This is a genomic window from Actinomadura formosensis NBRC 14204 (assembly GCF_001552155.1).
In the GTDB taxonomy this organism is placed as follows: domain Bacteria; phylum Actinomycetota; class Actinomycetes; order Streptosporangiales; family Streptosporangiaceae; genus Spirillospora; species Spirillospora formosensis.
On record NZ_BCQQ01000055.1, the window covers coordinates 30789 to 41848 of the forward strand.

The 11060-nt window shown below is 71.4% G+C and carries 10 protein-coding genes; 4 read left to right on the forward strand and 6 right to left on the reverse strand.

From position 1 onward, the window contains the following. Positions 1–2: 2 nt before the first annotated feature. The 3 genes from shc to AF1_RS16320 all read left to right on the forward strand — a co-directional run bounded on the left by shc (position 3) and on the right by AF1_RS16320 (position 5009). Positions 3–1868: a squalene--hopene cyclase gene (gene shc / locus AF1_RS16310; RefSeq protein ID WP_067799199.1), complete on the forward strand. Its 1866-nt coding sequence runs from the start codon at positions 3–5 to the stop codon at positions 1866–1868. A 105-nt stretch (positions 1869–1973) separates the two neighbouring features. Further along, entirely contained in the window at positions 1974–2978 is a 1005-nt protein-coding gene (gene hpnH, locus AF1_RS16315; RefSeq protein ID WP_067799201.1) for an adenosyl-hopene transferase HpnH, read from the forward strand. Between the two features lie 102 nt (positions 2979–3080). Further along, a complete protein-coding gene (locus tag AF1_RS16320; protein ID WP_207394042.1) occupies positions 3081–5009 on the forward strand; it encodes an APC family permease in 1929 nt (642 codons plus the stop codon). 36 nt (positions 5010–5045) lie between these two features. On the opposite strand, the gene AF1_RS16325 is transcribed toward AF1_RS16320, so the two are convergent. Then, positions 5046–5447: a hypothetical protein gene (locus tag AF1_RS16325; protein ID WP_067799207.1), complete on the reverse strand. Its 402-nt coding sequence runs from the start codon at positions 5445–5447 to the stop codon at positions 5046–5048. Next, on the reverse strand, positions 5444–5875 hold the full coding sequence (locus AF1_RS16330) for a rhodanese-like domain-containing protein (protein ID WP_207394043.1): 432 nt from the start codon (positions 5873–5875) through the stop codon (positions 5444–5446). Before AF1_RS16330 ends, AF1_RS16325 begins: the two co-directional genes overlap by 4 nt. A 67-nt stretch (positions 5876–5942) precedes the next feature. Here AF1_RS16330 and AF1_RS16335 point away from each other — a divergent pair, with 67 nt between their 5' ends. After that, the gene (locus AF1_RS16335) at positions 5943–8426 is read left to right on the forward strand and encodes an ATP-binding protein (protein ID WP_067799213.1); all 2484 of its coding nucleotides are present in this window, start codon (positions 5943–5945) and stop codon (positions 8424–8426) included. A 60-nt stretch (positions 8427–8486) separates the two neighbouring features. Here AF1_RS16335 and AF1_RS16340 read toward each other — a convergent pair whose 3' ends face one another. The 4 genes from AF1_RS16340 to AF1_RS35165 all read right to left on the reverse strand — a co-directional run. Then, positions 8487–8918, reverse strand: a complete 432-nt coding sequence (locus AF1_RS16340; RefSeq protein ID WP_131732626.1) for a hypothetical protein — start codon at positions 8916–8918, stop codon at positions 8487–8489. Further along, on the reverse strand, positions 8911–9432 hold the full coding sequence (locus AF1_RS16345) for a COG4315 family predicted lipoprotein (RefSeq protein WP_067799219.1): 522 nt from the start codon (positions 9430–9432) through the stop codon (positions 8911–8913). Before AF1_RS16345 ends, AF1_RS16340 begins: the two co-directional genes overlap by 8 nt. A 1-nt stretch (position 9433) precedes the next feature. Then, complete coding sequence (locus AF1_RS16350; RefSeq protein WP_084263001.1) at positions 9434–9937, reverse strand: COG4315 family predicted lipoprotein; 504 nt, start codon at positions 9935–9937, stop codon at positions 9434–9436. Positions 9938–10155: 218 nt separating this feature from the next. Further along, the coding region (locus AF1_RS35165) for a hypothetical protein (protein WP_217999825.1) at positions 10156–11060 on the reverse strand (905 nt) is incomplete at its 5' end.

An 11060-nucleotide genomic window follows, 5' to 3' on the forward strand; every position in this document is an offset into this window, starting at 1 on the left:
GAATGACCACGACCGAAGTACCGGGACTCACCGGCGCGGCGGCCGCCGCCGTCGAGGCGGCCCGCGACCACCTGCTCGGCATGCAGGCGCCCGAGGGCTGGTGGAAGGCCGAACTGGAGACCAACGTCACGATGGACGCCGAGGACCTGCTGCTCCGCCAGTTCCTCGGCATCCGCTCCGCCGCCGACACCGCGGACGCGGCCCGCTGGATCCGCTCGCGGCAGCGCGCCGACGGGACGTGGGCGAACTTCCACGGCGGCCCCGCCGACCTGTCCACGACGATCGAGGCGTACGTCGCGCTCCGGCTCGCCGGGGACCCGGTGGACGCGGGCCACATGCGCAGGGCCGCCGGGTACGTGCGGGACGCGGGCGGCATCGAGGGCAGCCGGGTGTTCACCCGGGTCTGGCTGGCACTGTTCGGCCAGTGGTCGTGGGACGACCTGCCGGTCATGCCGCCGGAGCTGATGTTCCTGCCGAGCCGGGTTCCGCTGAACGTGTACGACTGGGCGTGCTGGGCGCGGCAGACGATCGTCCCGCTGACCATCCTCGGGTCGCTGCGTCCCGTCCGGGCGCTGCCGTTCGACCTGGCGGAACTGCGCGGCGGCGGCGCCCCGGCGGCGGACGCGAAGGGCTGGGGGCGGGTGTTCAACGCGCTCGACCGCGTCCTGCACGTGTACGGCAAGCGCCCGGTGCGCCCGCTGCGCACCGCCGCGCTGCGCCGCGCCGCCGACTGGATCATCGCGCGGCAGGAGGCGGACGGCTGCTGGGGCGGCATCCAGCCGCCCTGGGTGTACTCGCTGATGGCGCTCAACGTCCTCGGCTACGACCTTGACCACCCGGTCATCAAGCGCGGGCTGGCCGGGCTCGAACGGTTCACGATCCGGGACGAGAGGGGCCGCCGGCTGGAGGCGTGCCAGTCGCCGGTCTGGGACACCGTCCTCGCCATGATCGCGCTCGCCGACGCCGGGGCCGCCCCCGACCATCCCGCGCTGCTGCGGGCCGCGCGCTGGGTGGTGCGGGAGGAGGTGAGAGGGCTGGGGGACTGGTCGGTGCGGCGGCCGGACGTCCCGCCCGGCGGCTGGGCGTTCGAGTTCGACAACGACATCTATCCCGACACCGACGACACCGCCGAGGCGATCATGGCGCTGCGCCGGGTGGCCCTGCCGGAGGCGGCGGCGCCGATCGAGCGCGCCGTCCGCTGGCTGACCGGCATGGCCTCGCGGGACGGCGGCTTTGCGGCCTTCGACGCCGACAACACCCGCGAACTGTGCACCAAGCTGCCGTTCTGCGACTTCGGCGCCGTCATCGACCCGCCGTCCGCCGACGTCACCGCCCATGTCGTCGAAGCGCTCGCCAAGGAGGGCCTCGCGGAGACGGCCGTCGTCAAACGCGCCGTCGTGTGGCTGCTGAAGGCGCAGGAGGCGGACGGCTCCTGGTTCGGCCGCTGGGGCGCCAACCACATCTACGGGACGGGCAGTGCCGTGCCCGCGCTCATCGCCGCCGGCGTCCGCCCCGGCAAGCCCGCGATCCGCCGCGCCGTGGCCTGGCTGGAGGAGCACCAGAACCCCGACGGCGGCTGGGGTGAGGACCTGCGCTCCTACGACGACCCGGCGTGGATCGGGCGGGGCGAGTCGACCGCGTCCCAGACGGCCTGGGCACTGCTGGCGCTGCTCGCCGCCGGTGAACGCTCCGGCGCGGTCGAGGCCGGCGTCCGGTGGCTGGTCCGCAGCCAGCGCCCGGACGGGACGTGGGACGAGGACCAGTTCACCGGCACCGGATTCCCCGGCGACTTCTACATCAACTACCACCTCTACCGGCTGGTGTTCCCGATCAGCGCCCTGGGCCGCTACCTGCGGGGTGCCACGTGACGCGGTCGTCGACGCCCTGCGCGGCCTCGGCCCGGTCGACATCAAGGAACACGCGGTCACGGTGGAGACGACCGAATTCACCCTGCCCAAGGAGGTTCGAACACCATGAGCATGCCGCTCCGCCAGAGCATCCGCATCGGCGCCCATATCCTCCGCAACAAGCTGCGCGGCAGGGAGAAGTTCCCGCTCATCGTGGAGCTGGAACCGCTGTTCGCGTGCAACCTGTCCTGCGCGGGCTGCGGGAAGATCCAGCATCCCGCCGACATCCTGAAGAAGCGGATGCCGGTCGAGCAGGCGGTCGCCGCCGTCGAGGAGTGCGGCGCCCCGATGGTGTCCATCGCGGGCGGTGAGCCGCTCATGCACCCGCAGATCCACGAGATCGTGGACGAACTCGTCAAGCGCAGGAAGTTCGTCTTCCTGTGCACGAACGCGCTGCTCATCCCCAAGAAGATCGACAAGTTCAGGCCGTCGCCGTACTTCGCGTGGACGGTCCACATCGACGGCCTGAAGGAACGCCACGACGCGTCCGTCTGCAAGGAAGGCGTCTTCGACGACGCCGTCGCCGCCATCAGGGAATGCCGGCGGCGCGGATTCCGCGTCACCACCAACACGACGTTCTTCAACACCGACACCCCGCAGACCGTCATCGACGTCATGAACTACCTCAACGACGATCTGCAGGTCGGCGAAATGATGATCTCGCCGGGGTACGCCTACGACAAGGCGCCCGACCAGGAGCACTTCCTCGGCGTCCAGGAGACCCGGGAGCTGTTCCGCAAGGCGTTCGCGGACGGGAACCGCAAACGCTGGCGGCTCAACCACTCCCCGCTGTTCCTGGACTTCCTGGAGGGCAAGGCCGACTTCCCGTGCACGGCCTGGGCGATCCCGTCCTACTCCCTCTTCGGCTGGCAGCGTCCCTGCTACCTGATGTCGGACGGCTACGCGCGGACCTACGGGGAACTCCTGGACGAGACCGACTGGGACTCCTACGGCCGTGGCCGCGACCCGCGCTGCGCCAACTGCATGGCCCACTGCGGCTACGAGCCGACGGCGGTCATGGCCACCGTCGGCTCGCTGAAGGAATCCATCAGGGCCGTCCGCTCCGCCTGACCGAACCTCCCGCGTTAAGAGCCGGCCAATATCGTTCGCGGGGTCCCCAAGAACCGGTCAACGCAGCTGGGATCGGCCGGCACGAGCCTGTCCCATGGGACTGTGCCCCATCGCCTGGCGACACCGAAACGCCTCCTCCTGGGACGTCCGCTGCGCAGCGAGCGGATGGGGGAGACCCTGCTGCCGAAGAAGCTGGCGCTTCCGGTGTTCTGCAGCGACCTGCTCTCGTCCAACGCGTACGCGACCGAGGAGATCCTGCTCGGGCTGAGCCTGGGCGGGCTCGCGCTGATCCACCTGGCCCCCTGGGTGGCGCTGGCGGTGATCGTCCTGCTGGTGGTCGTCATCCTGTCCTACCGGCAGACCTGCCACGCCTACCCGAGCGGCGGCGGCGCCTACACGGTGAGCCGCGCCAACCTCGGGGTGAACGCCTCGCTCACCGCCGCGAGCGCGCTGCTGGTCGACTACGTCCTCACCGTCGCGGTCTCGGTGGCGGCCGGCGTCGCCAACGTCATCTCGGCGATGCCGGCGCTCGGCCCCTACGCCGTGCAGATCTCCCTCGCCGGGGTGGCGCTGCTGGCGCTGCTGAACCTGCGCGGGATCAAGCAGTCCGGGACGATCTTCGCGATCCCCACCTACGGTTTCGCGGTCGTGGTCTTCATCGTGATCATCTGGGGCGCGCTGAGCCTGGCCACCGGCGGCACGCCCCGGGCCGAATCGGCCCACTTCGGCATCGCCGCGACCCACGGCACGACCGGCCTGCTGGGCGCCGCCCTGATACTGCGGGCCTTCTCGCAGGGCTGCACCGCCCTGACCGGCGTGGAGGCGGTCAGCAACGGCGTCCCGAGCTTCAAACCGCCGAAGTCCCGCAACGCCGCCGCCACCCTGACGATCATGGGTGCGCTGACCGTCACGATGTTCGCCGGCATCACCGTGCTCGCCATCGAATCCCGCGTGCGGGTCGGCGCGCGGCTGACCGGCACACCCCCCGGATACCAGCAGAAGACGGTCATCACCCAGGTCGCGGCGGCGGTCACCGGCAGCGGCTCGTTCCTGTTCTACCTGGTGGCCGGGTTCACCGCGGCGATCCTCGTGCTGGCGGCGAACACGGCCTACAACGGCTTCCCCATCCTCGCGTCCATCCTCGGCCAGGACGGCTACCTGCCGCGGCAGTTCGCCCGCCGCGGCGACCGGCTGGTCTTCAGCAACGGCATCATCATCCTGGCGCTCCTCGCGGGAATCCTGATCTGGGTGTTCAGTGCCAGCACGACGAGGCTGATCCAGCTCTACATCATCGGCGTCTTCGTCTCGTTCACGCTCAGCCAGACGGGGATGATCCGGCACTGGAACCGCGAACTGCGCACGGCACCGCCCGAGGACAGGCGCCGCATCCACCGGGCCCGGGCGATCAACGCGGTCGGCGCCGCCGCCACCGGCCTGGTGCTGATCATCGTCCTGGTCACCAAGTTCCGGCACGGCGCGTGGATCGTGGTGATCGCGATGCCGCTGATCTTCCTGATGATGAAGGGCATCCACCGCCACTACGGCCGGATAACCGCCGAACTCCAGCCCACCGGCGACGCCATGGCCCTCCCCAGCAGGGTCCACGCCGTCGTCCTGGTGTCCAGACTCCAGACCCCCGCACTCCGGGCCCTGGCCTACGCCCGCGCCACACGCCCGAGCACCCTGACGGCGGTGACGGTCCGCACCTCCGCCGGGGAGACCGAGGCCCTGGAACGAGAATGGGCGGAGCGCGAGATCCCGGTGACACTCACCGTGCTCGACTCCCCCTACCGCGACATAACGGGCCCGGTCCTGTCCTATGTGGCGGGAATCCGCCGCAAAAGCCCCCGCGACCTGGTGGCGGTGTTCATCCCCGAATACGTGGTGGGCCACTGGTGGGAACAGCTGCTCCACAACCAGAGCGCACTGCGCCTGGAGGCAAGGCTCCTTTTCCGTCCGGGGATAATGGTGATCACCGTCCCCTGGCAGGGCTCCGCGGTAGCCGCCGCTCCCCGGCCCCCGAGCCGTTGACGGCACCGTAAGCGGTCTCGCGGCCCGGGGCCGTCGTCAGAGATCAGGCTGGCCCGGGTCCCCGGCCTGAATGGGCCGGAAACCAGAGCACAGGATGCGCATCCATACGATCCGCTCGTCGGCGACGCTGTAGTAGGCCTGCTGTTCGACCAGATAACGGGCGGATCCGGTACGGACCTGCAAGCGGTAGGCGAGGTGTTCGCGGTCGCCCATGCGGGCGGTGGCGACGTGCAGGAGACGTTCGATCTCGTCGTCCCGTTCGAACCAGTGTCCGAGAATGATCCGGTCGACGACCTCGCCGGGGCTGTCGGCGTCCCAGTGGGTTCCGGGGGTGAGGGCCTTGAAGTCGACCCGGTCGGCGAGCAGGGCGCGCAGGGTGGCGCGGTCCTTGGCGGCAAGGGCCTGAGCGAACTTCTCGCCGAGTGCGTGTCCCGTCACCGAGGGTCGTCCTCCGCCTGGAAGGTCACGGGAAGGCCGCGCTCCTTCCATGCCTTGATGCCCCCATCGAGGTGGGCGACGTCGGTGTAGCCGAGTTCCTGCAGCGCAAGGGCGGCGAGCGCTGAACGGCCGCCCGATGCGCAGTACAGGACGGTCGTGACGGCGGGAGCGAACTCGGGCCGATGGTAGGGACTGGCCGGATCGGCCCAGAACTCGAGCATCCCCCGCGGAGCGAGCACGGCACCCGGAATGCCGCCGTCGCGGGTGACCTCGCCGGGTTCACGCAGATCGATCATGGTCACGGTGCCGGACTCCAGGGCCGCGGTCACCTCCGCGGCCGACAGGTTCCGAACCTGCGTGCGAGCGTGGGCGATCATATCGGTGACGGAGGTTGCCATCGTCGGTCCTTTCCTCGGGTTCCCGACCATCACACTTCCTTCTCGAAGCGAGCGCATCCGTGCTCAGTACGGAATCTTTCTGGGGGACGATCGCGTCATGGAAGACGCCGCGATGCCGGGGCCGTTGCGGGACGCCGGAGTCACCAGGCGGGAGGCGGAGGTCTTCTGGCTGGTCAGCGAGCGGCTGACGAACCGGGAGATCGCCGACCGGCTCGGGCTGTCGGAGCGGACCGTGGAGAGCCACGTGTCGTCCCTGCTGCGCAAGCTCGGCCACGCGGCCAGGCGGGACCTGGTCGAGGACGCGGCACGGTTCCGGCGCCGGGTGCACACCCTGCCCAGGCCGCTGTCGTCGTTCGTCGGCAGGGAGCGTGAGCTCCGCGACCTCGCCGGGCTGGTCGCCGGTGACCGCATGGTGACCGTGACCGGGCCCGCGGGCATCGGGAAGACACGCCTCGCCCTGCGCCTGGCCCACGAGGCCGCCGGGCTGCCTCCCGCGGTCCTGGTCGATCTGGCCTCGGTCCCGCCGGGCGGGCAGGTCGACCGGGCGTTCGCCGACGCCCTCGGCGCGGGCGGCGACGGCAGGACCCTCGGCCGGCAGATCATCACCGCGATCCGGGCACGCCCGCACTGGCTGCTGGTCGACAACTGCGAACATGTCGCCGACGCCGTCGCGGCCCTGCTGGCCGATCTGCTGGCGGCGACCGACGGCGTGCGGGTGCTGGCGACCAGCCATGGTCCGCTGGGCGTGAGCGGCGAGGCCGTCTACCGGCTTGCGCCGCTGCCGGTTCCGGGCGAGACCGCCGATTCCGCCGAGATCCTGGGCTGCGCCGCCGTCCGGCTGTTCACCGACCGCGCCGCCGCCGTCGCACCCGGCCGCACCACCACGCCGGCGGACGCGGCCGTGCTCGCGATGATCTGCCGGCGCCTGGACGGGCTGCCGCTGGCCATCGAACTCGCCGCCGCCCGCACCCGGTTCGCCTCACCCGCCGAACTGCTACGCCTCCTCGACGACCGCTTCGCGCTGCTGACCGGCGGGCCGCGTCCCAACCGCCACCGCACCCTGGAGGAGGCCCTGCGGTGGAGCTACGACCTCCTGGACGACGACGAACGTCTCCTGCTCGACCGCTGCTCGGTGTTCCCCGGCGAGTTCGACTACGACACCGCGGTGAAGGTGCTGGCCGCCCCTCCGCTCGGCGGCGCCGGCCTCACCCGGGTCTTCCCGCGCCTGCTGGACCGCTCGATGATCTCCATCCGCCGGCACGGCGGGACCACGCGGTACCGCCTGCTCGACAGCGTCCGCCAGTTCGCCCGCCACAGGCTGGCCGAACGGCGGGAGCACGAGCAGATCCTCGACCGGCACACCCGCCACCATCTGACGCACGCCGTGTCGATCGTCCCCGCGCTGCGGGGAGGGAACCAGGCGGCGGCCCTGCGCTGGTTCACCGACCGCTGGACCGATCTGAGGGCCGCCGTAGGACGCGCCCTCGACTCCGACGACACCACCGCGGCCTGGGCCTTCATCGCCGGAGTCGGCACCGGATGGGAGACGCTCGGGGCACGCGGCGAACTGTTCACCTGGCTGGACACGCTGCTGGACCGCCCGCTCCCGGAGGGCCCGGCGGGCGTCCGCGCCGCGGTCACCTCCTGCTTTCTGCTCTGCTACCAGGACACCGACAAAGCGCTGGAGCTGGCCGGCCGGGCGGCGGAGCGCGCGGCGACCGAGGAGGAACACGCGTTGGCCGCCTTGGCGACGGGCTGCGCGGCCACCCACCGGCGCGATCACGCCGAAGCGGCCCGGGCCCTCGACGGCGCCGCCGCGGTCTTCGCGCGGCTGGGCGATGACTGGCATCACGCACTGGCGCTGTCCCTGCGCGGCATCATGACGGCCGGCACCGCGACCGCGGTGGACCGGCAGCGCGCCGCGGCGGCCCTGTTCGGACGGCTGGGCGACCACGTGAAACGCGCCAACTGCCTCAACCATCTCGCGGGCCGGCTGATCCGCGACGAGGTCCGCCTGGCAGAGGCCGAGGCATGCCTGGACGAGGCGCTCGACCTCGCCCTGCGCACCGGAAACGACCACGAACGCCTCCACGCCCAACTCCACCGCGCCGGCCTGGCCCGGCACCGGAACGACCAGGAGGCGGCAACGGCGCTTCTCACCGACCTCCTCCCGGAGTTCCGCCGCATCGGAGATCTCCGCTGCGCGGCCCACTGCCTTCTGGGGCTCGGCCGCGCGGCCTCCTCGCACGGCCGCCACCGGCACGCGCGACGCCATTTCCTTGAGGGCGCGAGCATCGCGATCGCCATCAAGGACCACCACCTCATCGTCACCGGCCTGCGGCTGCTCGCCGAGACCGAGCACGCCGCCGGATCCGCGGCCCGGTCCGCCGAGTTGCTGGGCGCCGCGACGCCCGACGGCCGCGGCGGTCCGGGTGACAGCCGGCTGGGACTCGCGCTCCGCTCCCGGCTCGGCGAGGCGGCCTTCGCCGCCGCGCTCGCGGCCGGCCGCCGGACGGCGCCCGCCACCCTGCTCGAAACCCTCATGTCCGCGGGGCCCCCGGAGCACCGGCCGGACCAGTGATCTTGCGCGCGAATCCCGTTCCTCACGGCAGGGGCGGCGCGTCCTCGGCCGCGGTCCCGCTCAGCGGGCCGGCCGCGTTCGCATCCGGCGTGTTTCGAGCGCCAGAAAGCCCCCGAGCACGACGATGACGGCGAACTCCAGGCCGAGCGTGAGCACGATGACCGTGCGGTAGCCGTATTCGTGGAAGCCGAACAGCGTGCCGGCCTCGCTGATCAGCAGGCCGATGATCGTGCCGAGCGCGAACAGGATCGCTCCGAGTGCCACGAACGCGTGCGGCGTCCGGCCGGCGACCGTTATGGACCCGACCAGGGGAAGGGACTCCAGCGGGATCGCCAGCAGGAGTCCCAGCAGCACCGCGCCGGCGAAGTTCACCAGGAACAGCGGACCGATGATGGGGATGACGCTGTAGTGGTCGGCGAAGTACACGTACAGATGGACCGCGCCGATGCCGAACAGCAGGAGCACGCCCACGTGGCGCAACGTGTCACGCACGGCGATCACGGCGTGTCCGAGATCGGGAGCCGCCGTCCGAGCCCGCCTTCGTCTGGACCTGCTGTCCCTGCGGCGAGACGGCGTACCATTCGGCGCCGAACTGGGTGAGTCCCTGGCCGCGGGTTTCGCCGCTCCCGGTATCGCCTTGGTAGTAGTACAGCGGGTGGCCCGCGTAGACCAGTTGCCGAGGCCCGCTGGAGCGGGCGATCGTGGAGATCTGGGCCGCCTGCGCCGCACCGGCCGCGCTCGGCGGGCCCTGGGTGGTCGCCGGGGGCCAGATGCTCGCGCACGCACCGGAACAGGCCGACAGGTTCGGCGGGTCGGCGACGAACAGGTACAGGGTGCGTCCTCTGCCGTTCACCAGGATCTCTCCGAGCGGTGACTGGGCCGAGCGGATCTGCGTGCGGCCGGGATGCAGCGAGTTCGTCGCGGTCGTGCAACCGGTGACCGGCAACACCACCACCAGGATCCCGGACAGCACCCCCGGGAGCCGGGACGGCCGAGGGCGGCGCATGTCAGTAGCCGCCCATTTGGACCTTGTTGCCGGACGAGGACACCACGTACCACGCGGCGCCGAACTGGTTGAGACCCTCGCCCTTGGCGCTGCCGCTGGTGGTGCCGTCGGGCGCGTAGTAGTACAGCGGATGCCCGGCGTAGGTGACCTCCGTCGTGCCGTCGCTCCTGCTGGTGGTGCCCAGCAGCGACGCGTTCGCCCCCGAGCCCGCCTTCGGCTTGGCGCCGGTGGTGACCGGCGGCCACACCCCCGCGCACGCTCCGGAGCAGGAGGACTTGCCTCCCGTGTCCTTCTCGAACAGGTAGACCGTCCGGCCCTCGCCGTCGACCAGGACCTGCCCCAGTTTCCCCACGGTCGCCGTCTTGATCGTTTCGCTGGACGCGGTGCCGCCGGTGGGGGCCGACGTTTTCGGCGTCGTCGACTGGCCGGCCGTTCCTCCGCCTCCCCCGCCGCATGCGGTGACCGCGGCGGCCATGGCCACCAGGGCCGCCGCGGGCGCCGCCATCCGCGGTCCGGGGCGCCGTCGCGGCGGGAGAACCGGATCGGATGATCGAATCGTGCTGGTCGGGCTCGCTTGAGACATCGCACAACGTCCTTCCCCCGAAGGGCGTGGTACCGGCCGGCCCGATACCCCTTCCTCGGCGCCGCCTACCCCCGCGATCGGTGTGCGAACTGCCTCCATCCCAACCGTGACCTGCTCTTTCCCCTTCCGCGTGATGGTGGTCAGGTGAGGGAACGTGCCGCGTCGACGACCGCGTCCTTGACCGTGTCCGGGTCCGCCGGCGTCCACTCGGTGGACTCCGCGTCGTAGGGTGCGGCGAGGCCGGCGGCCTCCACGCGCTTGGCGTTGCTGTGGTAGACCCGGATCTTCTCCTGCGCCGGCGCGATCGGGTCCGCCACCTTGTCCGGGTTGCCGAAGTCCGGGTTGGGCACGGTGAGGTGCTTGGTCGGGTCCCAGTCGTAGCGGTCGAAGGCGTGGGTCTTCCAGGACGTGAACTTGACCGTGTAGTCGGCGGACTTCGGGACGGGGGTGGCCGTCACGACGACGTTCGACTTCAGGCCGAACGTGTGCAGGGACATCAGCACGTCCAGTTCGTCGGGATCGGCCAGGCCCAGGGCGGCCTTGGCCTGCACGCTCAGCGGAACGCTGACCGACTGCCCGGTGAACTCCATCGGGATGGGGGAGGTGCCGTCCCAGGCCGGGAAGCCCGGCATCTTCTTGATCCGGGGCAGCACCCCGACCCACTTGTCGCCGCCCTTGAGCTTGGCCTTGCGCTCGGTCAGCAGGATCGGCCGGACCTCGCTGCGCAGGTGCTCGACGACGAAGCTCAGCTTCTCCACCCGGGCGTGCGGGAACGTCAGCTTGGCCCCCTTGCCGTCCAGCCAGTGCAGCAGCATCAGGGCGGAGAGCGAGTCGCTCTGCTTCTTCTTGATCAGGCCGGCCAGGCGGCGGTACCAGGCCGCCACCTCGGCCGGTGTGTACGGGCTCAGCTCGTCGTCGGAGGCGGCCCCGGCGGGCTTCGGCCGCCCCGCGAGCGGGATGCCGAGGGCGCCCGAGCCGGCGGTGACCGGGCCGGCCGGCAGCGCTCCCGCGCCGTCGCCGGCCAGCGCCCGGGCCGGCAGCGGGG